Annotated in this window: 28 protein-coding genes and 1 pseudogene; 13 read left to right on the top strand and 16 right to left on the bottom strand. The window is 61.5% G+C overall.

The window, feature by feature from the left end; translation table 11 throughout:
- The first annotated feature begins 29 nt into the window (after positions 1-29).
- On the top strand, positions 30-1,301 hold the full coding sequence (locus ACSV9I_RS05785) for a DUF3422 family protein (RefSeq protein WP_438327855.1): 1,272 nt from the start codon (positions 30-32) through the stop codon (positions 1,299-1,301).
- A 19-nt stretch (positions 1,302-1,320) separates the two neighbouring features.
- On the opposite strand, the gene ACSV9I_RS05790 is transcribed toward ACSV9I_RS05785, so the two are convergent.
- Positions 1,321-2,208 carry a DMT family transporter gene (locus ACSV9I_RS05790; RefSeq protein ID WP_438327856.1) on the bottom strand — a complete coding sequence of 296 codons (888 nt, stop codon included), beginning with the start codon at positions 2,206-2,208 and terminating at the stop codon, positions 1,321-1,323.
- 162 nt (positions 2,209-2,370) lie between these two features.
- Here ACSV9I_RS05790 and ACSV9I_RS05795 point away from each other — a divergent pair, with 162 nt between their 5' ends.
- Positions 2,371-3,786 carry a DUF6880 family protein gene (locus tag ACSV9I_RS05795; RefSeq protein ID WP_438327857.1) on the top strand — a complete coding sequence of 472 codons (1,416 nt, stop codon included), beginning with the start codon at positions 2,371-2,373 and terminating at the stop codon, positions 3,784-3,786.
- Between the two features lie 13 nt (positions 3,787-3,799).
- On the opposite strand, the gene ACSV9I_RS05800 is transcribed toward ACSV9I_RS05795, so the two are convergent.
- Together ACSV9I_RS05800 and ACSV9I_RS05805 are read right to left on the bottom strand one after the other, a co-directional pair.
- Positions 3,800-4,342 carry an STM3941 family protein gene (locus ACSV9I_RS05800; protein ID WP_438327858.1) on the bottom strand — a complete coding sequence of 181 codons (543 nt, stop codon included), beginning with the start codon at positions 4,340-4,342 and terminating at the stop codon, positions 3,800-3,802.
- A 45-nt stretch (positions 4,343-4,387) separates the two neighbouring features.
- A complete protein-coding gene (locus ACSV9I_RS05805) occupies positions 4,388-5,284 on the bottom strand; it encodes a LysR family transcriptional regulator (protein ID WP_438327859.1) in 897 nt (298 codons plus the stop codon).
- 138 nt (positions 5,285-5,422) lie between these two features.
- On the opposite strand from ACSV9I_RS05805, the gene ACSV9I_RS05810 reads away from it, so the two are divergent.
- From ACSV9I_RS05810 to ACSV9I_RS05830, 5 genes are all read left to right on the top strand, one after another.
- Entirely contained in the window at positions 5,423-6,856 is a 1,434-nt protein-coding gene (locus tag ACSV9I_RS05810) for an FAD-linked oxidase C-terminal domain-containing protein (protein ID WP_438327860.1), read from the top strand.
- Positions 6,857-6,884: 28 nt separating this feature from the next.
- Positions 6,885-8,078 (top strand): FAD-binding protein, encoded by a 1,194-nt coding sequence (locus tag ACSV9I_RS05815; protein WP_438327862.1) that lies wholly within the window; start codon positions 6,885-6,887, stop codon positions 8,076-8,078.
- A 12-nt stretch (positions 8,079-8,090) separates the two neighbouring features.
- Positions 8,091-8,480, top strand: coding sequence for a DUF4870 family protein (locus ACSV9I_RS05820; protein ID WP_054157543.1), 390 nt, complete (start codon positions 8,091-8,093; stop codon positions 8,478-8,480).
- Positions 8,481-8,529: 49 nt separating this feature from the next.
- Positions 8,530-9,831, top strand: coding sequence for a glycolate oxidase subunit GlcF (glcF, locus tag ACSV9I_RS05825; protein WP_438327863.1), 1,302 nt, complete (start codon positions 8,530-8,532; stop codon positions 9,829-9,831).
- A gap of 72 nt (positions 9,832-9,903) precedes the next feature.
- A complete protein-coding gene (locus ACSV9I_RS05830; protein ID WP_438327864.1) occupies positions 9,904-10,374 on the top strand; it encodes a hypothetical protein in 471 nt (156 codons plus the stop codon).
- Positions 10,375-10,380: 6 nt separating this feature from the next.
- Here the strand turns inward: ACSV9I_RS05830 and ACSV9I_RS05835 are convergent, their stop codons facing one another.
- The 3 genes from ACSV9I_RS05835 to ACSV9I_RS05845 form a co-directional block, all read right to left on the bottom strand.
- Entirely contained in the window at positions 10,381-11,010 is a 630-nt protein-coding gene (locus ACSV9I_RS05835) for an outer membrane protein (RefSeq protein ID WP_438328522.1), read from the bottom strand.
- 182 nt (positions 11,011-11,192) lie between these two features.
- Positions 11,193-11,879, bottom strand: a complete 687-nt coding sequence (locus tag ACSV9I_RS05840) for a L,D-transpeptidase (RefSeq protein ID WP_054157547.1) — start codon at positions 11,877-11,879, stop codon at positions 11,193-11,195.
- Positions 11,880-11,968: 89 nt separating this feature from the next.
- Complete coding sequence (locus tag ACSV9I_RS05845; RefSeq protein WP_438327865.1) at positions 11,969-12,811, bottom strand: L,D-transpeptidase; 843 nt, start codon at positions 12,809-12,811, stop codon at positions 11,969-11,971.
- 211 nt (positions 12,812-13,022) lie between these two features.
- On the opposite strand from ACSV9I_RS05845, the gene ACSV9I_RS05850 reads away from it, so the two are divergent.
- On the top strand, positions 13,023-13,658 hold the full coding sequence (locus tag ACSV9I_RS05850) for a DNA-3-methyladenine glycosylase I (protein WP_438327866.1): 636 nt from the start codon (positions 13,023-13,025) through the stop codon (positions 13,656-13,658).
- Here the strand turns inward: ACSV9I_RS05850 and ACSV9I_RS05855 are convergent, their stop codons facing one another.
- From ACSV9I_RS05855 to ACSV9I_RS05875, 5 genes and pseudogenes are all read right to left on the bottom strand, one after another.
- Positions 13,659-14,363, bottom strand: a complete 705-nt coding sequence (locus tag ACSV9I_RS05855) for an HAD family hydrolase (protein WP_438327868.1) — start codon at positions 14,361-14,363, stop codon at positions 13,659-13,661.
- 98 nt (positions 14,364-14,461) lie between these two features.
- On the bottom strand, positions 14,462-14,854 hold the full coding sequence (gene copM, locus ACSV9I_RS05860; protein ID WP_438327869.1) for a CopM family metallochaperone: 393 nt from the start codon (positions 14,852-14,854) through the stop codon (positions 14,462-14,464).
- 64 nt (positions 14,855-14,918) lie between these two features.
- The gene (locus tag ACSV9I_RS05865) at positions 14,919-15,347 is read right to left on the bottom strand and encodes a hypothetical protein (RefSeq protein WP_438327871.1); all 429 of its coding nucleotides are present in this window, start codon (positions 15,345-15,347) and stop codon (positions 14,919-14,921) included.
- Between the two features lie 49 nt (positions 15,348-15,396).
- Entirely contained in the window at positions 15,397-16,164 is a 768-nt protein-coding gene (locus ACSV9I_RS05870; protein WP_438327872.1) for a hypothetical protein, read from the bottom strand.
- Between the two features lie 3 nt (positions 16,165-16,167).
- Positions 16,168-16,397, bottom strand: a pseudogene (locus ACSV9I_RS05875) (type II toxin-antitoxin system RelE family toxin).
- A 122-nt stretch (positions 16,398-16,519) separates the two neighbouring features.
- On the opposite strand from ACSV9I_RS05875, the gene hisS reads away from it, so the two are divergent.
- From hisS to hisG, 3 genes are all read left to right on the top strand, one after another.
- The gene (gene hisS, locus ACSV9I_RS05880) at positions 16,520-18,040 is read left to right on the top strand and encodes a histidine--tRNA ligase (protein ID WP_438327873.1); all 1,521 of its coding nucleotides are present in this window, start codon (positions 16,520-16,522) and stop codon (positions 18,038-18,040) included.
- A 196-nt stretch (positions 18,041-18,236) separates the two neighbouring features.
- Positions 18,237-19,355 carry an ATP phosphoribosyltransferase regulatory subunit gene (locus ACSV9I_RS05885; RefSeq protein WP_438327874.1) on the top strand — a complete coding sequence of 373 codons (1,119 nt, stop codon included), beginning with the start codon at positions 18,237-18,239 and terminating at the stop codon, positions 19,353-19,355.
- Positions 19,355-20,050, top strand: a complete 696-nt coding sequence (gene hisG, locus ACSV9I_RS05890; RefSeq protein ID WP_054157555.1) for an ATP phosphoribosyltransferase — start codon at positions 19,355-19,357, stop codon at positions 20,048-20,050. Before ACSV9I_RS05885 ends, hisG begins: the two co-directional genes overlap by 1 nt.
- A 197-nt stretch (positions 20,051-20,247) precedes the next feature.
- Here the strand turns inward: hisG and ACSV9I_RS05895 are convergent, their stop codons facing one another.
- From ACSV9I_RS05895 to ACSV9I_RS05915, 5 genes are all read right to left on the bottom strand, one after another.
- The gene (locus tag ACSV9I_RS05895) at positions 20,248-20,682 is read right to left on the bottom strand and encodes a DoxX family protein (RefSeq protein WP_054157606.1); all 435 of its coding nucleotides are present in this window, start codon (positions 20,680-20,682) and stop codon (positions 20,248-20,250) included.
- A 155-nt stretch (positions 20,683-20,837) separates the two neighbouring features.
- Positions 20,838-21,251: a hypothetical protein gene (locus tag ACSV9I_RS05900; RefSeq protein ID WP_438328523.1), complete on the bottom strand. Its 414-nt coding sequence runs from the start codon at positions 21,249-21,251 to the stop codon at positions 20,838-20,840.
- Positions 21,252-21,808: 557 nt separating this feature from the next.
- The gene (groL, locus tag ACSV9I_RS05905) at positions 21,809-23,449 is read right to left on the bottom strand and encodes a chaperonin GroEL (RefSeq protein WP_438327875.1); all 1,641 of its coding nucleotides are present in this window, start codon (positions 23,447-23,449) and stop codon (positions 21,809-21,811) included.
- Between the two features lie 69 nt (positions 23,450-23,518).
- A complete protein-coding gene (groES, locus tag ACSV9I_RS05910; protein ID WP_054157557.1) occupies positions 23,519-23,815 on the bottom strand; it encodes a co-chaperone GroES in 297 nt (98 codons plus the stop codon).
- A gap of 180 nt (positions 23,816-23,995) precedes the next feature.
- A complete protein-coding gene (locus tag ACSV9I_RS05915) occupies positions 23,996-24,355 on the bottom strand; it encodes a hypothetical protein (protein WP_438327876.1) in 360 nt (119 codons plus the stop codon).
- Positions 24,356-24,446: 91 nt separating this feature from the next.
- Between ACSV9I_RS05915 and soxR the strand changes: the two genes are divergently transcribed.
- Positions 24,447-24,899, top strand: coding sequence for a redox-sensitive transcriptional activator SoxR (gene soxR, locus ACSV9I_RS05920; protein WP_054157608.1), 453 nt, complete (start codon positions 24,447-24,449; stop codon positions 24,897-24,899).
- Between the two features lie 58 nt (positions 24,900-24,957).
- Positions 24,958-26,268 carry a chromate efflux transporter gene (gene chrA / locus ACSV9I_RS05925; protein ID WP_438327878.1) on the top strand — a complete coding sequence of 437 codons (1,311 nt, stop codon included), beginning with the start codon at positions 24,958-24,960 and terminating at the stop codon, positions 26,266-26,268.
- Positions 26,269-26,273: the final 5 nt, after the last annotated feature.

Below are 26,273 nucleotides of genomic sequence, written 5' to 3' on the forward strand. Positions count from 1 at the left end.
TCAAGGCACGAAGCAAGGGGGACCGCTGCTTGGCCAAGGGTGATTTCGCATTTCCATCCGCACCGGAACGGGCGCTTGCGCTTGGTGAGATTCATGCTCGACCCTATGCGCTGGTCAAGTCGAGCCGGGTGATCTTCCAGCTGGCCTTCATGATGGATGGCGGCTCGGCCGTGCATCATGCAGCGATTGCCGAGCTTTCGCGTGCAAGAGGCGTCGCACCCCCGGACAAGCAAGCTCGCCATCACGCGCTGGCCTGGGGGCAGGGCACGTTGCGCTGGGAGCGCCACACCGAATTCTCCACCTGGTTCTGGGATGGGCCGCTGCCGGAAAGTTTTGGCGGCGACGTGCCGATCCACCCCTTCGGCGATGGCTTCGTGGCGCCGGGGCCGCTGATCTCAGGCATCCGGCTGGAACTGCGGCCTGATGGCCCCGACATTGCCGAAGCCCGAGCGGCTTTCGATCCGACCAGCCTTTGCTACAGCGAATTGAAGAACGGACAGGCGGCGGTGCTCACCGACTTCCGTCAGGATGGCAATGGTCTCACCCAGATCCTCGTCATTGATCGCGGCATGACGGAAGCCGGCCGCGGCGCCGTCGTCCAGCGTCTGCTCGACATCGAGACCTATCGCACCACGGCCATGCTCGGCCTGCCGCTCGCCCAGACCCTGTCGCCGGAGATCCGCCGCATCGAGGACGGGCTGACAGCGGTCACGCAGCGGATGAAGGCACATGCCCGCGAGGAATCGGACGAGATGCTGGCCGAAATTACCCGTCTGGCAGCCGAATTGGAGGCGAATGCCGCGCTCAGCCTTTACCGTTTCGGCGCCAGCCGCGCCTATGACGGCATCGTCCGCGAGCGCATCAAGACGCTCGATGAAACCCCGGTTCCTGGCCACGAAACCCTCGGTTCGTTTCTGGAGCGACGTCTGGCGCCCGCCATGCGCACCTGCCAGTCGATCGAGGAGCGGCAGGCGAACCTGTCGCGCAAGCTGTCTCGCGCCACCGGTCTCGTGCGCTCCTGGATCGATGTCGAACTGGAGCGGCAGAATTCCGATCTCCTCGCCACGATGAACCGCCGCGCCGAAATGCAACTGCGCCTGCAGCAGACCGTCGAAGGCCTGTCGGTTGCCGCCATCTCCTATTACATCATCGGCCTGGTCGGTTATGCAGCCAAGGCCATCCCGCACGACCTTTTGCCCGTTGACCCGGCCGTCGTGACCGGCATCTCGGTGCCCTTCGCCATTCTCGGTGTGTGGTGGATGGTCCGACGGCTCAGACGCCATCACGAGGCTGGCGGCTGACTGGATAAGGGGAGTGTGATCAGAGGCTGATCAACCCCGTACCCACCACCGCAAGCCCCGCGCCGAGCCAGGCTGAGGGACGGGGTGCGACGCCGGTTCTGATCCACAGCATTGGCAGGATGACGACGGGTGTCATTGACGACAACGTCGAGACGATCCCGACATTGCCGCCGGCCAAGGCCGCCATCAGCAGCGACATGCCGAGCCCGGTGCCGAAGAACGAGGCCGTCACGCCAAGCCCGAGCGCCTTCCAGGAGAAGGCCTCGCTGCTGCGCAACGGCCGAAGCGGCACGAAGGCAAGGACAACGAAAAACAGGGCAGCGAACCCGGAGCGCACCGCCATGGCCGTGAAAGGTTCGACGCCATCCGCCATGGCCGGTCGGGCACAGAGGCTGCCAAGCGCCTGCCCGAGTGCCGTCACCAATCCGAGCGCGATGCCTGTCCGGGAAATGCGCTGTCGCGAAGTCGCCTCTGTCGCGCTTGCTGCACCGGGCAGGCCGATGGCCAGCAATATGCCGGCGAGAACCAGCACCACACCAAGCGCCTGTTGCAGGTCGATGGTTTCGCCGAGCACCAGATAGCCCAGGATAAGCGCAAAAGGTGAGGTCAGTGAAAACAGCAACGCCGTCACCCGCGGGCCAGCCGCATAGATCGCGGCAAAATAGGTGGTGCTGGCGATCATGATGCCGAACAGGCTGGACGCCGCAAGCGCGCCGACATGCCAGCCCTCCAGGCTTCGCCAACCGCCGGTCACGAGCGCAGCACTTGCCGTCATTCCGAAGGCGGCCAGCAACTGCCAGCGCGCCAGCCGAAACAGACCCACGCGGCCATTGAGCTCGTTGATCAGCATGCCGCTCATGGCAATGCAGGTGGCTGCGCCGAGCGCGAGGAATTCGGAGATGAACATTTAAGGAAGGCCATGGCTGTGGGGGCAGGCGGCTTGCCTAGCACTCTCCAAATGGCTTGGCTATTCGGCAATGCCGCGCAGAGGATCGAATATACAGTCTTGCCAGTTTCGTGCTTCTTGACCATGTAAGACGTCAACACAAACCCGAGATCCCGCAGGCGCATGGCAAAACAGGTAAAGGCGAAGCTCGACAAGAAGGGCTTGACCGCGCTCGGCATCGACAAGCTGATCGATATCCTGCTCGACGAGGCGGCGGCCAACAAGGCGCTGAAGGCCCGGCTGCAGACGGCGCTGGCCGGTGAAGGTGGACCGGACGAGATGGCCCGGCTGATCGACCGCCGGCTCGACACCATCGATCAGGCCCGCACGCGCATCAACAAGGCCCGCGCCCGCGATATGGCCGTCGAGTTTTCAGCCCTTGCCCGCAATATCCTCTCCGAACTCGGCTTGGCCGATGCGCCGGCTGCCGCCGAGCGTATCCTGCGTTTCATCGGCCTGCGCTTTCCCCTGTCCGCTCGGCTGGTCGCCGACAGCGCCCGGCTGTGGAAAGTCTTTGAAGATGCCGAAACCGCAACCGTTGAGCTGATCCGCTCCATCGACGCGGATGAGCAAGCCCGCCTGGTGCCCCATATCGAGCGGCTGCGCCTGCGTGACAAATACGGCGAACACACCGGCTTCCTGCGCGAGTTGACCGCCGTGCTGGCAAAGCCCGCCTCCGATGCCTGGCGGACGCTGCTGGCCGAGGTTGTGCCGACGGAACCGCTGAAGCTTGGCGCGCTCGATCTCCTGCAGGCGCTCGCCCTGCATCAGGGTGATATCGACGCCTTTCTCGTGCTGGAGCGCCAGAAGCCCGACAATCGCCGCGACACGCTCGCTGTCGCAGACCTTCTCTATCGCGCGGCACGTTTCGAAGATGCGCTCGAATGGGTCCGCGAGCGGCCGCGCGGCATGCGGATCATTCCGGTGAACGGCATGCCGACATCCGTCGGTCCGGAATACGGTGCCCATGAACGCCGGCTACTCGAGGCCGAGATCCTTGATCGCCTGAAGCGCCGCGAGGATGCCCAGGAACTGCGCTGGCGGGAATTTTCCGAGGCCCTCGATCCGGGCGTGCTGCGGCTTTATCTGTCGAAGCTCGACGATTTTGCTGAATTCGACGAGATGGACCGCGCCTTTGATGTCGTCCGGGCGCATGAGGATATCTATCTCGCGCTCGACTTCTTCATCACCTGGCCGCGCCTCGATCTCGCCGCCGAACAGGTTCTGCGCCACCAGCATGACTGGGAGGGACGCTACTACGACGATCTAGCACCGGCGGCCGAAGCCCTGTCCGCCAAGGAGCCGCTGGCGGCCGTTGTGCTCTACCGCGTGCTCGTCGAGGATATCTTGAGGCGCGGCATCGGCATGGCTTATCCGCATGCCGGCCGCTATGTCGCCGAACTGGAACGTCTGATGCCGCATCTGCCGGCCGGCCATGGGCTGTCCACCCATCTCGCTTTTCTCGCGGAGTTAAGGCGGAGCCATTCGAAGAAGTATGGTTTCTGGAGTTCGGTGCCGGGTGGGCTGACGGGTAGCTAAGAGTTTGAATTGGCTAAGTGTTGTCGGACTTTTTTGCCGCGGCTTCGTAAGCGTACATAAGTCTCAAAAGCCTGCCATGGGGGATGTCCAAACTCCCGGTAAAGACAGTTAGACCTTTGATACCGAGTGCCCTTTCATAGGGGCGCATCAATCGTGCGTAGAGGGTAGGGGACAGGCTGTCTTCTGCGTCGGGATTAATCTTCAAAACGATCGTCGAGCCTGATTTGCCGCGAAACCGCCACTCCGACACGTCGTCGATGAGGTTCCAAGGTACCGATTTCTTAGTCAGACGCAGATCGTGGACGCCTTCTGGCGAAATTATCACAACGTCTCCGCGCAGGACCAGCATGTGGTGCACGGTCGCAACAAGAGCGACGACAAAGAAAACCAAGCAGCCGAAAACGACCAAAAATCCTGCATCATTTGACAGATAGAAGTCCCATGCCAGCCATATGCTGCCAGCAACGAATGCAACATAAAGAATAAGATGAAGCGCAAGTTTTAGGGATGATTGCCGAAAACCTTGCTCCGTTGAGGTGCTGATCGCGTCATACATGTTGAGAGAATCCTGACAAAACGTAGCACTTCTTTTGTTAGGCTGTCACCGATCCCAATAGGGTTCCGGCCCGTAAAGCTCTGCCACATAGTCGATGAACAGACGGACCTTCGCCGGCAGGAATTGCCGGCTTGGATAGACGGCCGACAGCGCCACATTACGCGAGCTTTCATACTGCGGCAGCACCTGCACGAGTTTGCCGCTCTTCAGCTCCGCGCCCACGTCCCAGGTAGACCGCAGCGCGATCCCCAGCCCGGCGATCACGGCTTCGCGGATCACTTCGCTGGAATTGGTGATCAGCATGCCCTCCGGTCTGAGGGTCACCGGCCCGGTCGGCCCTTCCAGGCGCCACTGTTCGTGATTGTGGGCCGGAAGGCAGCGGTGCCGTTTCAGCTCTTCGAGGTTCTGCGGCAATCCGTGTTCGGCGATATAGGCCGGGGACGCGCAGAGCACCCGGCGCACCGGCGCCAGCTTTCGGGCCACCAGCGAGGAATCGTGGAGTTCGGCGATGCGGATCGCCAGATCGAAGCCGCCGCCGACAATATCGGTGAACTCGTCCGACAGGATAAGGTTGATCGTCAGGTCTGGATGCGCCTGCATGAATGGCTTCAGATGCGGCGCCACATGCATGCGCCCGAAAGAGGTGGGTGCGGAGATCTTCAGCGTTCCCGCAACCTCCGAAGAGCGCCCTGAGGCGAAGGCCTCCGCCTCCTCAAGTCCGCCGAGGACCGTCAGGACTCGCTCGTAAAAACCCTGGCCCGCCTCCGTCAGCGAAATCTGTCGCGTCGTGCGCTGCAAAAGCCGCGTGCCGAGCTTGTCCTCAAGCCGCTTGATCCGCTTCGACACCACGGCTGGCGACAATCCAAGGTCACGCGCGGCCGTCGACATGCTGCCGGCTGCGATCACGCGGACAAAGACTTCAAGGTCACCGAGATTGGTCATGGTCGAGTACTACTTTTTCCTCTTCGGTCATAAGTCTATAGCATTTGCCGAACCTACGGCATAGTGGTAAGAAAAGTGAACCAGTTGAGCGAGGCAGCTTGCAAGGCTATACTCCAGGCATTGAGGGGGGAGCGAGACATGAGCGAAGCCATAGCCTTTCTGCCGGTGAAGGCAGACGTCCTGTCCCGTCGCGCCGAGATCCTCGGTGACCTCCGGGAACTCGTGCCCGCTGGCCGCCTTGTCGAAGATCTCAACGCCCTCGTCCCCTTCGAGACCGACGGCTTCATTGCCTATCGCCGCCGCCCGCTCGCGGTCGTCCTGCCGGAAACCACGGCCCAGGTCGCTGCCGTGATGAAATACTGTCACCGCTACGGCATTCCCGTGGTGCCCCGCGGCGCCGGAACGTCCCTCTCGGGCGGCGCCATTCCGCAGGAAGATGCTGTCGTGCTTGGCCTTTCGGCCATGTCCCGCATTCTCGATGTCGATTACGCAAACCGGACCGCAACGGTTCAGGCCGGCGTCACCAATCTCGCCATTTCAGAGGCTGTTGGCGGTGATGGATATTTTTACGCCCCTGATCCAAGCTCGCAGCTGGCCTGCACCATCGGCGGCAACATCGCCATGAATTCCGGCGGTGCGCACTGTCTGAAATACGGCGTCACCACCAACAACCTGCTCGGCGTCAAGCTGGTGCTGGTCGACGGCACGGTGGTGGATATCGGCGGCAAGCATCTGGATGCCGAAGGTTACGATCTGCTCGGCCTCGTCTGTGGCTCGGAAGGCCAGCTCGGTGTCGTCACCGAAGCGACCGTCCGCCTGCTCGCCAAGCCGGAAGGGGCGCGCCCGGTCCTCTTCGGTTTCGACAGCGCGGAAGCTGCCGGTTCCTGCGTCGCCGATGTCATCGGCGCCGGCATCATACCGGTTGCCATCGAATTCATGGACAAGCCGGCCATCGAGATCTGCGAGGCCTTTGCCCATGCCGGTTACCCGCTCGATGTCGAGGCGCTGCTGATCGTCGAGGTCGAAGGCTCGGAAGCCGAGATGGAGGCGATGCTCGCCGCGATCGTCGAGATCGCCAGGCGCCACGGCGTCAAGACCGTGCGCGAAAGCCAGTCACCAACGGAAGCCGCCCTGATCTGGAAAGGCCGCAAATCCGCCTTTGGTGCCACCGGTCGCATCGCCGATTATATCTGCATGGACGGTACGGTGCCGCTCAGCCAGCTGGCCTATGTTCTGAAGAAAACCGCGGAGATTACCGACCGCTACGGCCTGCGCGTCGCCAATGTCTTCCACGCCGGCGATGGCAACATGCATCCGCTCATCCTCTACAACATCAATGATCCCGAAGATGCGGCACGGGCCGAAGCCGCCGGCATGGAAATCCTCAAACTCTGCGTCGATGCAGGCGGATGCCTGACCGGTGAACACGGCGTCGGCATCGAAAAACGCGACCTGATGCGCCACCAGTTTTCCGAGGTTGATCTTGCCCAGCAGATGGCGGTGCGCTCGGCTTTCGATGCGGACTGGATCTTGAACCCCTCCAAGGTCTTTCCGCTGGAGGGCAGGGCATGAGGGACACAGTCTCTACGAAAGCCACCCCATGCTGACCCCCACCACAGAAACCGAAGCCGCCGAGATCATCCGCGACCACGCCGCGCGAAAGCAGCCGCTCGCCATCCGGGGCGGCGGCACGCGGGCCGGCTTCGGCAATACCGTGACCGCGGAAAGCGTGCTCTCGGCCGCAGCCCTCAGCGGCATCACCGCCTACAATCCCGCCGAAATGGTCATCACGGCCCATGCCGGCACGCCGGTCGCCGAGATCGAGGCAGCGCTTGCCGAAAACGGTCAGGGCATGGCGTTTGAGCCCATGGATCATCGGGGTCTGATGGGTACATCGGGCACGCCGACCATCGGTGGCCTGTTTGCCGTCAACAGCTCCGGCCCGCGCCGTTTCACCGCCGGAGCCGCCCGCGATCATCTTCTCGGCATCCGCTTCGTCAATGGCGAAGGCGAGGCGGTAAAGGCGGGTGGCCGGGTGATGAAGAACGTTACCGGGCTTGATCTCGTCAAGCTGCTCGCCGGCTCCTACGGCACGCTCGGCTTCCTGACCGAGGTAACCTTCAAGGTATTACCCGTGCCGAAGACGGCGCTCACCCTCGTCGTCTCAGGGTTGGATGACGAAGAGGCGGTAGGACTTCTCGCCTCGGCCATGTCGCTCTCTGTCGAGGTGTCGGGTGCCGCACATCTGCCGGAAAGCGTGCGAGGTCGTGTCATTGGCGGCGTGCTGCCGGAGGGTGCCGCGACCGTTCTGAGGCTGGAAGGGCTCGAAGCCTCGGTCGCTGTCCGCGCCGACAAGCTGACGTCGGCCCTGGCCGGCTTCGGATCCGTCAGCCGGCTTGATGCCGAGCAGACGAAGGCGCTGTGGCGCGAGATCCGCGATGTGACACCCTATGCCGATGGCACGACGCGGCCGCTCTGGCGCGTGTCCATGGCCCCGTCGGAAGCGCACAAGCTGGTGGCCGGCCTCCGGCTCCGCGCCGGCATCGATGCCTTTTACGATTGGCAGGGTGGCCTGATCTGGATGCGGATGGAGGCCGATCCGGAAGCAGAGGTGCTGAGGCACGGCGTCCGCACGCTGGGCGGAGGCCATGCCGCCTTGCTTCGCGCGAGCCCGGCTGTCAGGGCCGCCACGCCGGCATTCGAGCCGCAGACATCGGCTGTCGCTTTGCTTTCCGCCCGAGTCAGGGCAAAACTCGACCCGCACGGGATCTTCAATCCCGGACTGATGGCATGAAGGAGTTTTGTCATGACTGATCCGAACTACCAGCCGCCTGTAACCTCGGGCGGGGAGGGCTGGTTTTCTCCCGGCCGTCTGAATGCGCAGCTGGTCTATTGCCTCTATCTGGTCAGTTTCGTCGTCGGCATCACCGTCATTATCGGCTTGATCATGGCCTATGTGAACCGCAGCAAGGGCGATGCCTGGGTCGATACTCATTACACCTATGCCATCAGAACATTCTGGCTGGGTTTGCTCTATTCGCTTCTCGCAGTCGTGGCGATGTTTGTGCTGATGGGGGCGTTGGGCATGTTGTTGATGCTAGGCGTTTCAATCTGGGGCGTCATCCGTTGTGTTATCGGCCTGCAAAAGGCATCCGCAGGCCAGCCAGTGGGAAAACCGGATACTTGGTGGATCTGAAGCAGCATATCCGGCGCAGCTTTCAACGCTGCTCCGGGGGAGGACCGACGTGCAGACCAATTTCACCGCCGAACAGCTCGCCGATCCGCATGTGGCCGAAGCGGAAAGCATCCTGCGCAAATGCGTGCATTGCGGCTTCTGCACGGCCACCTGTCCGACCTATGTCACGCTCGGCAACGAGCTCGACAGTCCGCGTGGCCGCATCTACCTGATCAAGGACATGTTGGAAAACGGCCGGCCGGCGGATGAGCAGATCGTCACCCATATAGACCGCTGTCTTTCCTGCCTTGCCTGCACGACGACCTGTCCCTCCGGCGTCGACTATATGCATCTGGTCGATCACGCCCGCATCCACATCGAAAAGACCTATAAGCGGCCCTTGCCGAACCGGCTGATCCGCAACGTGCTGGCCATGGTGCTGCCCTATCCGGGCCGTTTCCGCTGGGCTTTGAAGGCCGCAGCCCTCGGTCGGCCCTTTGCCGGCCTCTTTGATCAGGTCAAACCGCTAAAGCCGGTGGCAGCCATGTTGCGGCTTGCGCCCTCTGCCGTGCCGCCAGCCTCCACCTTTGCCGAACCCGCAACCCATGCGCCGCGAACTGAGCGCCGTGGCCGCGTCGCGATCCTCACAGGCTGTGCCCAGCCGGTGCTTGATCCCGGCATCAACGAAGCGGCGATTGCGCTTCTCACCCGGCTCGGCGTGGAAGTCGTCGTGCCCAGGGGCGAAAGCTGTTGCGGCGCGCTGGTGCATCACATGGGCAGGGAAGAGCAGGCGCTGGAGAGCGCAAGGCGCAACGTCGACGTCTGGAGCCGCGCCGTGGATGAGGGTGGCCTCGATGCGATCATCGTTACCACATCCGGCTGCGGCACGACGATCAAGGATTACGGCCACATGCTGCGGCTGGATCCTGTCTATGCCGAAAAGGCCGCCCGCATTTCAGCACTGGCAAAGGATGTGACCGAATATCTTCACACCCTCGATCTTCCGGTCGAAGCGCCGAAGGGCCTGACCGTTGCCTATCATTCCGCCTGTTCGCTGCAGCACGGCCAGAAGGTTACCATGGCGCCCAAGCTCTTGCTGAAAGCGGCCGGCTTCACCGTCAAGGATCCGCCGGAAGGCCATCTCTGCTGCGGCTCTGCCGGCACCTACAACATCATGCAGCCAGAGATCTCTGCCCGCCTCAAGGCTCGCAAGGTGAAAAACATCGAAAAGACCAGACCCGATCTCATCGCCGCCGGTAACATCGGCTGCATGACGCAGATCGGTTCGGCAACCGGCATTCCAATCGTGCATACGGTGGAACTGCTCAACTGGGCCTATGGCGGAGAGAGGCCCAGAGCACTCAGCGGTTGAAGCGGGCTTCAGCGAATTGTTAAGCGATGTCTGTAATACTCTTCTGCGGATGTTTCATCCTGGGAGGTTGCAGTGACTGGAAAATTGGTGCTGGTCGCCTTGCTGTCGGTATCCAGTCCAGTGGCGGTAAGCGCGGCAGAGCGCATCTACTGTGCCGCGTCCGATTCCATGCTCGACATGTCGTTGGAAAGCGGTTTCAGCAAGAAGGACGAGCAGAAGCTCATTCACTTTCGCGGTGTCGCAGGCCTCAAGGACAAGAGGGCCCCAGCCGAACTTCGCCGCTTCCAGATGGATTCTGAAATGATCCGGCAATACTGGACAGATGACAGGGATCTGCGCTTCAGCCTGCAGGCAGTCTTTCCAAAACGCGAGCCGGTTTACCGGCTGACGCTCTCGCTACTGACGACGCGGAAATCAGCAGATACGCTTCGCTTCGAAGGCGAATATGTGATGGCGCTGACCCGGCTGGGCGCTACGGCTTCAGCTGGTGCCCAAGCGGTTCTGGAGTACCGTGCGCCCATCTTCTGTTCAATCAAGCGTTGACGCGCCTCAGAACTTGTAGCTGACGCCCATATTGACCGCGTTGGTGAGGATGTTGGTCTTCAGCGACGCGCCGGAATCGATGTCGACATCGACCCAGGAATAATTGCCCTTGTATTCAAGGAAGGCCGACCAGTTGTCGGTGAACTCGTAGGCGACACCGGCCTGTGCCTGAACGGTCGCTCCGCCGAGCTGGTAATTGAAGGTTCGGCCGGAAGCGCGTGTGACTTCGACATGGGGCACGTTGATGCCGGCGCCGGCGCCGACATAAGGTACGAACTTTGTGCCTTCGATTGGCATCCGGTAAAGCGCATTCAATGTCAGCAGATTGATGCCGTCGGAAAACTCGAAATGCGACCAGCCGGAACGGTCGAGCGTTTCGCTGTCGGCATAGACCTTGGCATGGGTGAAGTCGACGGAAAGGCCGAGATTGGGCCGTCCCATGCCCTCCATCCACCAGGTGCCGCGCACGCCGTAATAGGGGGGCATCTCGAACGACTTGCCATCCCAGCCGGCGCGGAAATCAGCGTCGTCAGATACCTCGATATCGCTATGCGGCGCGGTCTGAAACCCGCCATAGGCGGAGATCGCCATCTCGGCGGATGCGGGGCTGGCCGCCATCAGGCAGGCGCCAATCATGAGCAGGAAGGGCAGACTGCGGCAGCAAAGGCGGTTCATGCAGGATCTCCGGAACGTGCCGGCCGGATGATGGATACGGCCATGCGACGGAGACTGCTATGTCCCTGCTACAGGAAGATGACATGAAAAAAAGGCCGCGCATGGGCGCGACCTTGATGACAGGCAGATGCCGGGGGCTGGGATCAGCCGCCGAAGATCGTGCGCAGAATGTCGATGCCCTTGTCGTCGAAGGAAACTTCGCCCTGCTTGTTGCCCGGGCCTACGACAATCACCTTGGCGCCGATATCGGCACGCTCGTAAAGGTGCTCGACATCCTTGTTCATCATCCGGATGCAGCCAGACGACATGTTGAGGCCAATGGTCCAGGGCTGGTTGGTGCCATGGATGCGGAAGATCGTGTCACGGCCGCCCTTGTAGAGATACATGGCGCGTGCACCGAGCGGATTGTCCGGGCCGCCTTCCTGCACGACCGGCAGGATGTGACCCTTGGCGGCTTCACGCTGGCGCATTTCTGCCGGCGGGCGCCATTCCGGCCATTCCTGCTTGCGACCGATCTTCACCACGCCCGACCAGCCAAAACCTTCGCGGCCGACACCGACGCCGTAGCGCGTGGCGCGGTTATTGCCTTCGACATAGTAGAGGAACTTGTTGTTGGTATCGATGATGATGGTGCCGGGCTTTTCGTCCGTCGAAAGCCGCACGACCTTGCGCTTGAACTTTTCCGGCACTTCCTTGCGCTGCTGGGCGACCAGAGTGACGTTGTTTTTCGTCTCGACACGGTCGAGGCCGAAGGCCGATGCCTGCATTGGCAGGGCGATGGACGCGGCGACGAGCAGAAGCGCCGCCGTGCTGAATTTCAGTTTCGACATGGAAAATCCCCCTTTGGATCGAGGGAAACCCTAGCCAATTTGCCTGCCAAAGCAAGATCGAATGAAATGCGTGTGACGCAATCAGTGCTTTAGATCACAATGACGCTGGCGCCCTTGGGCACGCGGTCATAGAGATCGATGACATCTTCATTGCGCATACGGATGCAGCCGGAGGAGACGCCGCTGCCGATCGACCAGGGCGCATTGGTGCCGTGGATTCGATAAAGCGTCGATCCGAGATAGAGCGCGCGTGCACCCAGCGGATTTTCCGGCCCGCCCGGCATATGCGCTGGAAGGAAATGGCCCTTTTCGGCCTCGCGGGCGATCATCTCCTGCGGCGGGCGCCAATCCGGCCATTCCTTCTTTGCAGTCACCTTGTGGGTACCGGCCCATTCGAAGCCTGGCTTGCCGACGCCAACACCGTAGCGCTTGGCGCTGCCATTCTCCATCACGAGATAGAGGAACCGTTCCCGCGTATCGATGACCACAGTGCCCGGCTTGTGCTTCGTATCGTATTGCACCATCTGCGGCAGGAATTTCGGCTCGATCTGCGGTTTGGCAGGCCTTGCGGGACGCGCAACCACCTGTTGAACCGGGGGTTGCTGCGAAAACAGGCCGCGCCGCTGGGAGACGATCCGGCGTTGTCCAACCGGTGCCGGCTGCGCAATCTGCTGCCGCACCTGATTGCGATAGACGGGTCTCAGCTGACGGCCGGCCTGCTGCGCTTGCGGAAATAGCGGGCGTGCACCCGCGCGAGGCCTCTGCTGGCGCGCTTGCGTTGTCGGCACGCCACCCAGTTGCAGAACCCAGGGCGCAGACAGATCGGGGCTGACCATCACCGGCGGACGGTTCTGGTAGCGATCATTGGCGTGAACGGGCAAGGCCATCGGCAGGGCGGCCACGAGGGCCATCAGGATCTTCTTCAACGACATCGGACGACTCACAACACGGGACCGAAGGGGAGGCGAGGCTGGTTCAGGGCGCACGCCGGAATGGCCGGATCCTGCCAGAGCCAACCCGCCATCAGGTAAACAGCTCTTCATAAAATGCCCGTGATCCGCGAAACCTTTTGTCAGGGTTAGCGCCTCGTTTGGAAAAATCGTGAACAAATGGTAAACGCCCTGAACCGGAGGGGAGAATCGCATGACGGGTGTTCCAGATGGACTGATCCGCGGAGATGACGGTCTCGACCGCTGCTTCTGGCATGGCGGCCTGGAAGACTATCGCCGCTATCACGACGAGGAGTGGGGCCGCCCCGTTACCGACGATATCAGGCTGTTCGAGAAGATCTGCCTTGAAGGTTTCCAGTCCGGCCTGTCCTGGCTGACCATTCTGCGCAAGCGCGAGAGTTTCCGGACAGCCTTTGCCGGCTTCGATTTCCATCAGGTGGCGACGTTCGGTGATGACGACATTGCCCGCTGCCTCGCCGATGCCGGCATCGTCCGCCATCGCGGCAAGATCGTCTCGACGATCAACAATGCCCGCCGTGCCATCGACCTTGAAGACGAATACGGCTCGCTCTCTCGTTACTTCTGGAGTTACGAGCCGGATGCCTCGGAACGCCCGACTCGCATGGACTATGCGACGCTGCGCGCCAACCCCACGTCACCGACCTCCATCCGCCTCTCAAAAGACCTGAAGAAGCGCGGCTGGACCTTTGTCGGCCCGACCACAGTCTATGCCTTCATGCAGGCCATGGGCCTTGTCAACGATCATATCGAAGGCTGCTGCTGCCGCGCGGGCATTGAGCAATTGCAAGCCAACTTCGTTCGGCCCTGATCAGCCGAGGCTTCTGACCAGATCCGCCACGGCGCCGAGATCGGCGATTTCGCGAAAGCGCGGTGCTTCCACCGGCTTGTCCACGTGCTCCAGCACCCATGTCAGTTCATGCGGCACGAACACGCCCCAGGCGCCGGCAGCGATGGCGGGCACGACGTCGGATTTCAGCGAATTGCCGATCATCATTGACCGCTCCGGCCCATCGCCATGTTTGCCGAAGATCCTCCGATAGGTGGTGGCTGTCTTGTCCGAGACGATTTCGACCGCATCGAAATAATCGCCGAGGCCCGATTGCGCCAGCTTGCGTTCCTGATCGAAAAGATCGCCCTTGGTGATCAGCACGAGGAAATACTGCCCGGCCAGCGCCTCCAGCGCGTCACGCGCATGTGGCAGGCATTCTACCGGGTGGCTGAGGAGATCCCGCCCGATCGCCAGGATCTCGCCGATCACGGTTGAGGGAACACGGCCTTCGGTAATCTCCAGCGCCGTCTCGATCATCGAGAGCGTGAAACCCTTGATGCCAAAACCGTAATGCGCAAGGTTGCGCTTCTCTGCCTCGAGCAGCCTGTCGGAGATGTGCTCGCCCTCGGCAAACTCGGCGAGCAGACTGCGATAATGCTGTTCCGTCAGCTTGTAATACTGTTCGTTCTGCCAGAGCGTATCGTCGGCATCAAAACCGATCACGGTCACGGGACGGATGGACATGGTGCCTCCTTGTCGATCTGTGAACGGCAGATTACCCCCGGTTGCCGGCAAAGCAATGGCGCAGGAATGCGCCATTGCCGGTTTGTTGGCCTTGGAAGTTACTGGCCGTTCTTCGCCAGCCACTCCTTCATCATGGCAATCTCGCCTTCCTGCGCCTTGATCACGTCTTCCGCCAGCTTGCGGATTTCGGGATCCTTGCCGTGTTCGAGCACGATCTTCGCCATGTCGATCGCGCCCTGGTGATGCGGGATCATGCCCTGGACAAAATCGACATCGGCATTGCCGGTGAGTGGCACACCCATGTCCTTGTGCATCCGGGCATTGGCCTCGGCAAAGGCCTTGGACGAGGCGCTCTTATCCATCATGCCATGGTCCATGGATGACATGTCGTGCCCTTGATGCATGGTGTTGTCCTGGGCCAAGACAGTGGTGAAGGATGCGGTGGTCAGTGCGGTCGCAAGCGATGCCGCAACGAAAATGGTCTTCAGCATGAGTATCTCCTGTGCTGATCGAAACATGAAATGGGCGGCAACAACGGCCGCGACGGTCATGAGATCAGGCGCGGGGAGGGGGCGTCAGCGGCGCGGCACGTTGTGAAACGAGCGGGCGCGGCAAGGTTGCGGCTTCTGCCGCGCGGGCAGCAGGGCCCTGATATGCGAAGGTGATATCGACCGGCAGCGTCAGGCAGGCCGAACAGTGCCAGACGGCGCTGCCTTTGCCCTTGCCGTGATCGGCGTGATTGTCGGGGCTAAGCTCGGGCACGGCGGCTGACATGCCGGAATGCGGGCAGTCTGCGCTATCAGCCGCGATCGCTGCAAACTCGCGCATCATGCCCGATCCACCGTGATGCTCAGGCACCACCCCGTCCGAAACGCTGGCCACGGGCATCGCCATGGCCGACAGTCCGGAACTTGTCCCGGACATCGGCATCACGCCATAGGCGAGAGCGGCAACAAGCAGCAGGAGGCGGCGAAAGAGCATCATGACGCTGAAGATTGTGCATCCTTGTGCCGAAAACAAGGCCGCCGACGATTCATGGAGCCATCTGGCGCGAGATAACGCTGTGAACGATCTGATAGTCGCGGCTTTCTTCGCCGAAAGGGATCACCGGCCAGTCCCAGGTTTCGAGCGGATCGCCCGGATCGACGCCATGGAGAAGGTCCACGGTTTCGTGGCAGCGGCCGCCGCGGTCGATCACGCGGTAGGAGACATCGGTCACCAGACATGTGGTTGCTGCCACCTGCTGTAGTCCATCGAGATGGGCGCGGATCAGAAGGGGTACCGCGTCTGCCGATGCCACGCCGCCGTTCGCGCGCGCGATCCGCCTCTCCGCACCGATGCCGATCTGGGAGAGCAGATTGGCTGAGGCAACGAAGTCCAGGTAGGGCACCTGCCGCAGGAAGGAGAGCGGGTCCGGTGCCATGCCCGCAAGAAAATCATCGAGCCCGGAAAGGTCCCGCTCGATCAACCGCACATTCTTGAGGCCTTTCATCGCAATCCAGCCCCGCACGCTGGCGAGATGCACGAGATCGACCAGCACCACCGTATCAAACATCCGAGATAGCGCGATGACCGGCACATCGCGCAGTAACCCCGAGCCAAGGATCGCCGCCGTTCGCCTTTGCCGGCAGCCCTCGGCCGCCTTCAGCACCGCCCCTTTTGTCCGCCGCTCGTGTTCGGCCCAGGCTTTGCCGCAGCGATTGGCGCGCGCAGAGAGATTGACCGAGGACCGGATGAAGGGACGATGAGCAGCAGAAGTCAGCGGCCAGCTTGCGGCATAATTCAGGGCTTCAAGGATCATGGATTACCGATAGACGGAGCTGCGATGGCCGATCTCGACCACAAGCACGATGAGCTTGCCGTCTTGGATATCGCAAATGATGCGGTGATCGACAACCTTGTAGCGCCAATAGGCACCGGGCTTGTGCTGTCCTGCAGAGGTTCGCCGAGGCTTCTGGGGTCGTCGCGCGTGGCGGCATCTTGAGCGTAACGCGCTTGTTCATCGGTCCAGCCTTTGGTGATGCGCGCAAACATAACACCAAGAACGCCCTCTTTTCCAGCATCCGACGCTGTGGCACCCGCCTTCGCCCTTGCCGCCAAATCCTTGATCCTCTAAGACACCGGCACCTTTTTGAAACGAAATTCCGGTTGTCATCATGAGCGATAAGAACAAGAAGCCCCAGAAGCTGAAGGCCCGTCTGCCGCGCGGCTTCGTCGATCGCGAGGCTGCCGATATTCGCGCTGCCAACCAGATGATGGAGACCATCCGCGAGGTCTATGAGCGTTACGGCTTCGATCCGATCGAGACCCCGCTCTTCGAATACACCGATGCGCTCGGCAAGTTCCTGCCCGACAGCGATCGCCCGAACGAAGGCGTCTTCTCGCTGCAGGACGATGACGAGCAGTGGATGTCGCTGCGCTATGACCTGACAGCGCCAATGGCCCGTCATGTCGCGGAGAATTTCCAGGAAATCCAGCTGCCCTACCGCACCTATCGCGCCGGCTACGTTTTCCGCAACGAAAAGCCGGGCCCGGGCCGTTTCCGCCAGTTCATGCAGTTCGACGCCGACACCGTCGGCGCGCCGGGCGTCCAGGCCGATGCCGAAATGTGCATGATGATGGCCGATACGCTGGAAGCGCTCGGCATCAAGCGCGGCGATTATGTGATCCGGGTCAACAACCGCAAGGTTTTGGACGGCGTGATGGAGGCGATCGGTCTCGGCGGCGAGGAGAATGCCGGCCGTCGTCTGAACGTGCTGCGCGCCATCGACAAACTCGACAAGTTTGGTCCGGAAGGCGTGAAGCTACTGCTCGGCGAAGGCCGCAAAGACGAGTCCGGCGACTTCACCAAGGGTGCGGGATTGAACGAGGAACAGATCGCCAAGGTTCTCTTCTTTGTCGGTATCACCTCCTATGCCGAAAGCGCTGCCGAACTCGCCGCCCTCGTTGCTGGCACCTCCAAGGGTGAAGAAGGCGTCGAGGAGCTGAACATGATTGGTGCCCTCGTTGCCGGTGCCGGCTACGATGCGACCCGTATCAAGATCGACCCCTCCGTCGTGCGCGGCCTCGAATACTACACCGGCCCTGTCTACGAAGCCGAACTCACCTTCGACGTCACCAATGAGAAGGGCGAGAAGGTCGTCTTCGGTTCGGTCGGCGGCGGCGGGCGTTATGATGGTCTCGTCTCGCGCTTCATGGGCCAGCCGGTTCCGGCCACGGGCTTCTCGATCGGCGTTTCGCGCCTGATGACGGCGCTGAAGAACCTCGGCAAGCTCGGCCAGGATGACGTCCCGGGTCCGGTCCTCGTCACCGTCATGGATGGTGATGTCGAGAGCATGGGTCGCTACCAGCGCTTCACGCAGGCGCTGCGCAACGAAGGCATCCGCGCCGAAATGTACCAGGGCAACTGGAAGAAGTTCGGCAACCAGCTGAAATATGCCGACCGCCGCGGCGCCCCGATCGCCATCATCCAGGGCGGCGACGAGCGGGCGCAAGGCGTCGTCCAGATTAAGGACCTGATCGAGGGCAAGCGCCTGTCGGGCGAAATCACCGACAACGCCGAATGGCGCGAGGCCCGCGTGGCTCAGGAAGTCGTGGCCGAGGCGGATCTGGTCGCCAAGGTCCGCGAGATCCTCGCCGCCCAGGCGGAAGATCGCCGTCGGGCGAAGGGTGTTTGATGTCTGAGTTCGCGGCTTTGCCCCTCCCCAACCCTCCCCACAAGGGGGAGGGAGCCGGTCGGCGCATACAGCTCGCGCCCGGATTTACCTCCTCTATGAGCCTGGTTGGCGCCTGCCCCAGGTCTTCTCCCCCCTTGTGGGGGAGATGGGCGGCAGCCCAGAGGGGGACTTACTCCCCAATCGCAGGACCAACCTCATGCCCATGACCGACATGCCGGATTTCGCCGGCACCATTCTGCAGGAATTCGTCTCGCGCGGCACCACGCGCGTCGATACGCCGGTCATCCAGCCGGCGGCACCCTTCCTCGACATGGCAGGCGAAGACCTGCGCCGGCGTATTTTCTTGACCGAGAATGAGCGGGGCGAGAGCCTCTGCCTGCGCCCGGAATTCACCATTCCCGTCTGTCTTCGTCATATAGAGACAGCAACGGGCACGCCGAAGCGTTATGCCTATCTCGGCGAAGTCTTCCGTCAGCGCCGCGAAGGCCCGCAGGAGTTTTACCAGGCCGGCATCGAGGACCTTGGCGATATCGCGGTCGCCGCATCGGATGCGCGCGCCATTGCCGATAGCGTCGCAATCCTCACCCGCCTCCTGCCGACCAGGCCGCTCGCAGTGACCCTCGGCGACCAGTCTGTCTTCGAGGCCGTGGTCAAGGCGCTGGGCCTGCCCGCCGGTTGGCAGAAGCGACTGATTCAGGCTTTTGGCAACCCTGACCAGCTCGACCAGCTGCTGCGCAAACTGGCCACGCCGACACCGGTGCCGGGCCTGGATCCGCAGGTCTCCGATCTCCTGGCCAGCGGCGACCAGAGCGCGCTGATCGCTTACATCGATGCGACCATGCAGGAGACCGGCTACCTCACCAATGCCAGCCGTACGCCGACCGAAATCGCAAGAAGGCTGAAGGAAAAGCTGGAGCTGGCCGAGACCCGTCTCGATGGTGCGGCGCTGTTGCTGCTGCGCGAGTTCCTCTCGCTCGAACTGCCGCTGGGAGAGGCCTCCGCCGCCCTTGCCGGTTTCGCCGATGCTGCCGGCTTGAAGCTTGGAGCGGCCATCTCTCGCTTCGACGAGCGGGTTGCAGCCCTTGCCAATACAGGCATCGATCTTGGCCTCGTGACCTACCGCGCCGCCTTCGGCCGTCCGCTGGATTATTATACAGGCCTCGTCTTCGAAGTGACGGCCAAGGATCAGCCGGCCGTACTGGCTGGCGGTGGACGCTTTGACCGTCTGCTGACGCTGCTCGGCGCCGCAACGCATATACCAGCCGTCGGCTTTTCGCTCTGGCTAGACCGCATCGAAACGGAAAGGACAGTCTGATGACCATCACCATCGGTCTGCCCTCCAAGGGCCGCATGAAGGATGATAGCTCCGCCATCTTCGAAAAGGCGGGGATGAAGATCGTCGCTGTCGGCAATGACCGCTCCTATCGCGGCCGTGTCGAAGGGCTCGACGATGTCGAGATCGCCTATCTCTCGGCTTCCGAAATCTCGCGCGAGATCGGCAATGGCACGGTGGATTTCGGCGTGACGGGGGAAGACCTGATCCGCGAGGGGCTGGCCGATGCCGATGCCCGCGTCGAAATATCGGCCCGTCTCGGCTTCGGACATGCGGACGTGGTCGTCGCCGTTCCCGAGATCTGGCTCGACGTCGATACGATGGCCGACCTCGGCGATGTCGCCGCCGAATTCCGCACCCGCCATGGCCGGCGCCTGGCGATTGCCACCAAATACTGGCGCCTCACCCAGCAGCATTTCTCGCGCCAGCATGGAATCCAGCTCTACCGGATCGTCGAAAGCCTGGGCGCAACAGAAGGCGCCCCCGCCGCCGGCCAGGCGGATATCATCGTCGATATCACCTCGACCGGCTCGACCTTGAAGGCGAACCACCTGAAAGTGCTGTCGGATGGTGTGATCCTGCGCTCCGAGGCCTGCCTTGTGCGGGCAAGAAAGCCGGAGCATGAGGGCAATGCAATGATCAATCGCATCATCGAGGCTGTGCGCGGGGTCCTCTAAACGCTGGCGAGAGAGCTTGGCCTCTCCCTCTGACCTCTCCACCCGAGCGGGGAGAGGCGACAACATGCCTTGGCGGTCTCGCTCCTCTCACCGCCTGCTGGGAAAAGGTGTCCCGAAGGGTGGATGAGGGGCAATCGCTCACGAAAAAACCCGCCGGATCGCTCCAGCGGGTTTCTTTTTGCCGGTTAGGGCAGGGATCAGGCAGCCGAGCGACGGGCGTCGATCGAGTAGGCGCCGGCGCCGATGATGGCGAGAGCGATATAGCCGCCGGCCAGCGTGATGTTCTTCATCAGCATGATCTGGTTCAGCGTGTTGATCCAGCCGAGCGCACCTTCCGGCCAGCCTTCGATGGCAACGGTGCCGGAGTGGAAGACCAGACCGGTGAACACGCAGAACAGCGCGATAGTCCAGGCGGTGAGCTTGGTCTGGAAACCAACAAGGATGAAGAGGCCGGCAACCAGCTCATAAAGGCCGGCAGCATAGGCGAGCAGGTCGGCAGCCGGCAGGCCGGCGCCGGTGATCATGCCGGCAGTTGCCGTCGGGTCGGTCAGCTTGCCAAAACCGGACAGGATGAAGATGAAGGAGAGAAGAACGCGGACAAGTACCAGAAGGGCATTGTTTGTGGACGACATCGGGGGCTCCATAACGTTGGTGCTGTGCCGCTCCTCGGCGCCAGCCAGTGACGCACCAATGCCCTTTTTTTGCATCTACGGATAGGTTGACGATATTTGACTATTCGTTCACAAAAACGAAACAGCAAGCATCATTCATTCGATCGTTGATGATCTCAGGCCGGTTTGACCGAGACTGGCGTGGGCAGCTGGAAGCGAGGGAAGATGAACAGGCCGACAATGTTGCCGCCATTGTCGACAAGCCCGGACGACTCGCCGATGCAGAACACCGGCTGGCGGTGGTTGTTTCCCACGATGATGGTTGTCGAATAGCAGAAGCGCGACGGTTCGGTTGCCGCCTGCTCGAACAGCCGCAGGATATGCGCGCGGTCCGCCTGGTCGTAGCAGCGCATCATGGTCAGGAGGCCAATCTCCGGCGTGTCCAGGCCATGGATGTTCCGGGCGCGCTCGCCCAACTGCAGCAATCCGTTTGTCAGATTGCCGGTCCAGTCTTCAGACACACCAAAACGACAGGCGTCATCCGCCAGAAAGCCGCCGCGATCTGGCGGGCAATCGTATGGGTTGCCCATATCGAGTTCGGCATTTGCGATCTTAAACACTGTCTTCCCCAAACCCAGCAGCAGGTAGCGGCTCTTGTGTGTCGACGCTGCGCGTCCGGCCGCATTCCCGAAAATCCGCCTCCCCCAGCGATCCGCCGTAGAGACTTGAACATACCAACACCGGCCCAGCCCGGCGGCGCAACCACTATATTTTTCGCTTCACCAAACGCGTTTGTGAAGCATCGGCACAACCATCTCGTTCCCCAACGAGAATGAACGTACAACTGACGGATATCACGACGCCGTCGGGTTGAAAATGCCCTGCCACGTATGAGCGCAAGAAAAGAGGCGGCCGCGTCAAAGTGGAAAAGCCAGTTAGCATTAAGAAATATTTAAATTGACTATCGTGCTGCGCACAAGCGCTGCGCGGCTGGGAAGCGTGCTTATTTTTGGACGTTTGATCAGAATCTGTCGCAGCCCTGCGTCTGGCATGCGTTACGGGTGTCCACAAGACCGAAAAAAGGGCGGCCTTGCGACCGCCCTTCGTAAGACTGAACCGATGGTTCAGATGAAAGACCCGATGGGTCTTACATCATGTCCATGCCGCCCATGCCGCCCATGCCGCCCGGCATGCCGCCAGCAGCTTCCTTCTTCGGAAGTTCGGCGATCATGGCTTCGGTGGTGATCAGCAGCGAAGCAACCGAAGCTGCGTTCTGCAGAGCCGTGCGAACAACCTTGACCGGATCGACGATACCCATGGCGATCATGTCGCCGAATTCGCCGGTCTGGGCGTTGTAGCCGTAGTTCTCTTCGTTCTTGTCGAGGATACGGCCGACGATGATCGAAGCTTCGTCACCAGCGTTGGTGGCGATCTGGCGAACCAGCGACTGGAGAGCGCGGCGAACGATGTTGATGCCGGCTTCCTGGTCGTCGTTTGCACCCTTGACGGTGATCTTGGTCGACGAACGGAGCAGAGCCGTACCACCGCCAGGAACGATACCTTCCTGAACAGCAGCGCGCGTTGCGTTCAGCGCGTCGTCGATGCGGTCCTTGCGTTCCTTGACTTCGATTTCGGTCGAGCCGCCAACGCGGATGACGGCAACGCCACCAGCGAGCTTGGCAAGACGTTCCTGCAGCTTTTCGCGGTCGTAGTCCGAAGAGGTTTCTTCGATCTGCGCCTTGATCTGGGCAACGCGGCCTTCGATGTCAGACTTCTGGCCAGCACCGTCAACGATGGTGGTGTTTTCCTTGGTGATCGAGACCTTCTTGGCGCGGCCGAGCATGTCGAGGGTGACAGACTCGAGCTTGATGCCGAGGTCTTCCGAGATGACAGTGCCGCCCGAGAGGATGGCGATGTCTTCCAGCATGGCCTTGCGGCGATCGCCGAAGCCAGGAGCCTTGACGGCAGCGATCTTCAGGCCGCCACGCAGCTTGTTGACGACGAGAGTTGCAAGAGCTTCGCCTTCCACGTCTTCAGCGATGATGACGAGCGGCTTGCCGGTCTGAACGACGGCTTCGAGAACCGGCAGCATGGCCTGGAGGTTCGAGAGCTTCTTTTCGTGCAGCAGGATGTAGGCGTCGTCGAGATCGGCGACCATCTTTTCCGGGTTGGTCACGAAGTAAGGCGACAGGTAGCCGCGGTCGAACTGCATGCCTTCGACGACTTCGAGTTCAGTTTCAGCGGTCTTGGCTTCTTCGACGGTGATGACGCCTTCGTTGCCAACCTTCTGCATGGCTTCGGCAATGTCCTTGCCGACCTGCGTGTCGCCATTGGCCGAGATCGTGCCGACCTGGGCAACTTCTTCCGAAGTCGAGATCTTCTTGGCCTTGGCCTGGAGGTCCTTGACAACTTCAGCAACGGCCAGATCGATGCCGCGCTTCAGGTCCATCGGGTTCATGCCGGCAGCAACGGCCTTGTTGCCTTCGCGAACGATGGCCTGGGCAAGAACGGTTGCGGTCGTGGTGCCGTCGCCGGCGATGTCGTTGGTCTTCGAAGCAACTTCGCGGACCATCTGGGCGCCCATGTTCTCGAACTTGTCTTCCAGTTCGATTTCCTTGGCGACCGATACACCGTCCTTGGTGATGCGTGGAGCGCCGAAGGACTTGTCGATGATGACGTTACGACCCTTCGGGCCGAGCGTTACCTTCACGGCGTCTGCGAGGATGTCGACGCCATGCAGCATCTTTTCGCGCGCGGTGCGGCCAAACTTGATTTCTTTAGCAGCCATATTCAAAACTCCCGGGCGTCTAGCCCATTGCGAATTTCAGGATGAGAAGTGGAAATAACCGGCTCTAAATCAGCCGATAACGCCCATGATGTCGGCTTCCTTCATGATGAGGAGGTCGACGCCGTCGAGCTTCACTTCGGTGCCGGACCACTTGCCGAACAGAACGCGGTCGCCAACCTTGACGTCCAGCGCAATCTGCTTGCCGCTTTCGTCGCGGGCGCCCGGGCCAACGGCGATGACTTCGCCTTCAGCCGGCTTTTCCTTGGCGGTGTCGGGAATGATGATGCCGCCCTTGGTCTTTTCTTCAGACTCGACGCGCTTGACTACAACGCGGTCGTGCAACGGGCGGAAATTGGTGCTTGCCATTGTCTAATCCCTCGATCAAATGACACTCGCGATCCCGGACGGGATCACATCGGATACTATTAGCACTCCCCCTAGAGGAGTGCCAGCGACTGTCAGATAAGAACAGGCTTGGATTGAGTCAAGGCAACCGCGTAAAAATCCGATGCCTATCGTAAATGGCACCGGATGGCCTGTTAACCCTCAGAGACCCATGGTTTCGAAGGTGACAAACTCGCTCTCTATGCCATGTTGGCTGAGGAATGCGGCAGGATCGAAGCCGTTTTCGGCATAAACCGCCGCCATTTCCTGCTTTGCCGCAAGCAGCGCATCCCGGCTGTCCCATTCTGCAATGGTGATCACATAGACTTGGCCGTCGCGCTCGGATGAGGCCACGCGGCTCATCCTGCAATGCGGGTGGCTCCGGAGATGTCCGTCGATGAAGGCGAGGCGTTCGGCAAAAGTAGGCCAATGAACGAGCGGGCAGGTGAAGCGGTCGATCCGGAGAACGGTCGCGGGGGCGGCGAGTTGGTCATTCATCGGCAAGGCGGATGCGTTTTTCATGCTGCGCTCCATAATTGTTCGATCTTGAATTTGAACCGGGACGCTGACATGGATAGGACCTCAACCTTCATTGAGGTCAAGGATCAAATTTATGGCAGAGCAAAAGCCAAAGAAGCCTGTTCTCCTGAGCGTAGGCGAGGTGGCGCGCCGTGCCGGTGTCGCCGTTTCGGCTCTGCACTACTATGAGCGGGAAGGGCTCATCCATTCGCTGCGCAGCGGCGGAAATCAGCGCCGTTTTCCGCGCGGCGTGCTCCGCCGCGTCGCCGTCATCAAGGTCGCCCAATCGCTAGGCCTGTCGCTTGCCGATATCTCCGCCGCCTTCGCAACCCTGCCAGACGACCGTCCGCCCTCTGTCTCCGACTGGCGCCGCTTGTCGGAAACCTGGCGAGCCGATCTCGACCGCCGCATCTCGCAACTTCAAGGGTTGCGAGAAAGGCTCGATGGCTGCATCGGCTGCGGTTGCCTGTCCCTGGAGGATTGTCCCTTGCGCAATGGCGACGATCAGCTTGGAAAGTCCGGCCCCGGCGCCAGGCTTCTGGCTTGACTGCGGCGGTGCTCGCCGCTCTTGTGGCGGCAGAATTGAGGAAAGACGGAAAGCCGGCATGACAGAGACACGACCGACGTTTTCCGAACTCACCGCCGCCTTTGCCCGCATCGGCCTCCTCTCCTTCGGCGGGCCCGCCGCCCAGATCGCGCTGATGCATAAGATCTGCGTGGAGGAGAAGCGCTGGATCGATGAGGATCGCTATCTGCATGCGCTGAACTATTGCATGCTCTTGCCAGGGCCTGAGGCCCAACAGCTCGCAACCTATATCGGCTGGCTCCTCCATGGCGCAAAAGGCGGCATCGTCGCCGGGCTGCTCTTCGTGCTCCCGGGTCTTGCCGTCATCCTCGGCCTGTCATCCCTCTATGCCCTCTACCAGGACGCAGGGATGGTCACCGGCCTGTTCTTCGGGCTGAAGGCCGCCGTGCTCGCCATCGTCGTCGAAGCGCTGATCCGCATCGGCAAGCGGGCTTTGAAGAGCGGTTTTCACCGCTGGATGGCCACCATCGCCTTCGTCGCACTTTTCGTCTTTTCGCTGCCCTTTCCGCTGGTCGTGCTCTCCGCTGCCATCATTGGCCTTGCCCATGCGCGCATACGGCCCGGCACGGGCATGGAAACCGCAACGCCCGTAGGCCGTGGGCCGGCTTTCAGTCGCCAGCTCGGCATCGGCCTTGTCTGGATCGGCATCTGGCTGGTACCACTTCCGCTTCTCTGGCTCTTCCTGCCGGAGACAGCCTTGCCGGAGTTGCAGGCCTTTTTCTCCCGCATGGCCCTGGTCACCTTCGGTGGTGCCTATGCCGTACTTGCCTATGTCGCGCAGGTCGCCGTCGAACAGTATCAGTGGCTGCGACCGGGCGAGATGCTGGACGGGCTGGCGCTGGCCGAAACCACACCCGGACCGCTGGTCCTCGTCCTCTCCTTTGTCGGCTTCCTCGCCGGTTTTCGCGAAAGCGGCCCTTTCGATCCGCTCCTGATCGGACTGCTCGGAGGTTTGCTCACCGCCTGGGCCACCTTCATTCCGAGCTTCCTCTTCATCTTTGCCGGGGCGCCCTATGTGGAGCGCCTGCGCGGCAACCGTCAGGTCAGTGCAGCCCTCTCCGCCATCACCGCCGCCGTCGTCGGCGTCATCCTCAATCTCGCCCTCTGGTTCGCCCTGCATGTGATCTTCAAGGCGGTCGCAGAGGTCGAATTCGCAAGGCTCGGGCCGCTTGCCGCCGCCCTGCCGGTCCCGGACTGGTCGACGCTGGATGTTGAGGCTCTGCTGATTGCGATTATGGCCGCCATCCTGCTCTTCCGCTTCCATCAGGGGGTCGGTCGCACGCTTCTGGTGGCAGCCCTTCTCGGCCTCGCCATGCATGCGCTGATTTGAGTGAG

The sequence above is a fragment of the Rhizobium sp. G187 genome, assembly GCF_051549525.1.
Lineage (GTDB): Bacteria > Pseudomonadota > Alphaproteobacteria > Rhizobiales > Rhizobiaceae > Allorhizobium.

Excerpts from the sequence above, each read along its gene's own strand:
- ACSV9I_RS05855 (WP_438327868.1), bottom strand. The coding sequence starts at position 14,363 with ATGTCCATCCGTCCCGTGACCGTGATCGGTTTTGATGCCGACGATACG.
- groL (WP_438327875.1), bottom strand. The coding sequence starts at position 23,449 with ATGGCTGCTAAAGAAATCAAGTTTGGCCGCACCGCGCGCGAAAAGATG.
- groES (WP_054157557.1), bottom strand. The coding sequence starts at position 23,815 with ATGGCAAGCACCAATTTCCGCCCGTTGCACGACCGCGTTGTAGTCAAG.
- ACSV9I_RS05915 (WP_438327876.1), bottom strand. The coding sequence starts at position 24,355 with ATGAAAAACGCATCCGCCTTGCCGATGAATGACCAACTCGCCGCCCCC.
- soxR (WP_054157608.1), top strand. The coding sequence starts at position 24,447 with ATGGCAGAGCAAAAGCCAAAGAAGCCTGTTCTCCTGAGCGTAGGCGAG.
- ACSV9I_RS05850 (WP_438327866.1), top strand. The coding sequence starts at position 13,023 with ATGACGGGTGTTCCAGATGGACTGATCCGCGGAGATGACGGTCTCGAC.
- ACSV9I_RS05810 (WP_438327860.1), top strand. The coding sequence starts at position 5,423 with ATGAGCGAAGCCATAGCCTTTCTGCCGGTGAAGGCAGACGTCCTGTCC.
- ACSV9I_RS05805 (WP_438327859.1), bottom strand. The coding sequence starts at position 5,284 with ATGACCAATCTCGGTGACCTTGAAGTCTTTGTCCGCGTGATCGCAGCC.
- ACSV9I_RS05800 (WP_438327858.1), bottom strand. The coding sequence starts at position 4,342 with ATGTATGACGCGATCAGCACCTCAACGGAGCAAGGTTTTCGGCAATCA.
- hisS (WP_438327873.1), top strand. The coding sequence starts at position 16,520 with ATGAGCGATAAGAACAAGAAGCCCCAGAAGCTGAAGGCCCGTCTGCCG.
- chrA (WP_438327878.1), top strand. The coding sequence starts at position 24,958 with ATGACAGAGACACGACCGACGTTTTCCGAACTCACCGCCGCCTTTGCC.
- hisG (WP_054157555.1), top strand. The coding sequence starts at position 19,355 with ATGACCATCACCATCGGTCTGCCCTCCAAGGGCCGCATGAAGGATGAT.
- ACSV9I_RS05840 (WP_054157547.1), bottom strand. The coding sequence starts at position 11,879 with ATGTCGAAACTGAAATTCAGCACGGCGGCGCTTCTGCTCGTCGCCGCG.
- ACSV9I_RS05815 (WP_438327862.1), top strand. The coding sequence starts at position 6,885 with ATGCTGACCCCCACCACAGAAACCGAAGCCGCCGAGATCATCCGCGAC.
- ACSV9I_RS05820 (WP_054157543.1), top strand. The coding sequence starts at position 8,091 with ATGACTGATCCGAACTACCAGCCGCCTGTAACCTCGGGCGGGGAGGGC.
- ACSV9I_RS05865 (WP_438327871.1), bottom strand. The coding sequence starts at position 15,347 with ATGATGCTCTTTCGCCGCCTCCTGCTGCTTGTTGCCGCTCTCGCCTAT.
- ACSV9I_RS05845 (WP_438327865.1), bottom strand. The coding sequence starts at position 12,811 with ATGTCGTTGAAGAAGATCCTGATGGCCCTCGTGGCCGCCCTGCCGATG.
- ACSV9I_RS05870 (WP_438327872.1), bottom strand. The coding sequence starts at position 16,164 with ATGATCCTTGAAGCCCTGAATTATGCCGCAAGCTGGCCGCTGACTTCT.
- ACSV9I_RS05795 (WP_438327857.1), top strand. The coding sequence starts at position 2,371 with ATGGCAAAACAGGTAAAGGCGAAGCTCGACAAGAAGGGCTTGACCGCG.
- ACSV9I_RS05790 (WP_438327856.1), bottom strand. The coding sequence starts at position 2,208 with ATGTTCATCTCCGAATTCCTCGCGCTCGGCGCAGCCACCTGCATTGCC.
- ACSV9I_RS05885 (WP_438327874.1), top strand. The coding sequence starts at position 18,237 with ATGCCCATGACCGACATGCCGGATTTCGCCGGCACCATTCTGCAGGAA.
- ACSV9I_RS05900 (WP_438328523.1), bottom strand. The coding sequence starts at position 21,251 with ATGGGCAACCCATACGATTGCCCGCCAGATCGCGGCGGCTTTCTGGCG.
- ACSV9I_RS05835 (WP_438328522.1), bottom strand. The coding sequence starts at position 11,010 with ATGATTGGCGCCTGCCTGATGGCGGCCAGCCCCGCATCCGCCGAGATG.
- copM (WP_438327869.1), bottom strand. The coding sequence starts at position 14,854 with ATGCTGAAGACCATTTTCGTTGCGGCATCGCTTGCGACCGCACTGACC.
- ACSV9I_RS05895 (WP_054157606.1), bottom strand. The coding sequence starts at position 20,682 with ATGTCGTCCACAAACAATGCCCTTCTGGTACTTGTCCGCGTTCTTCTC.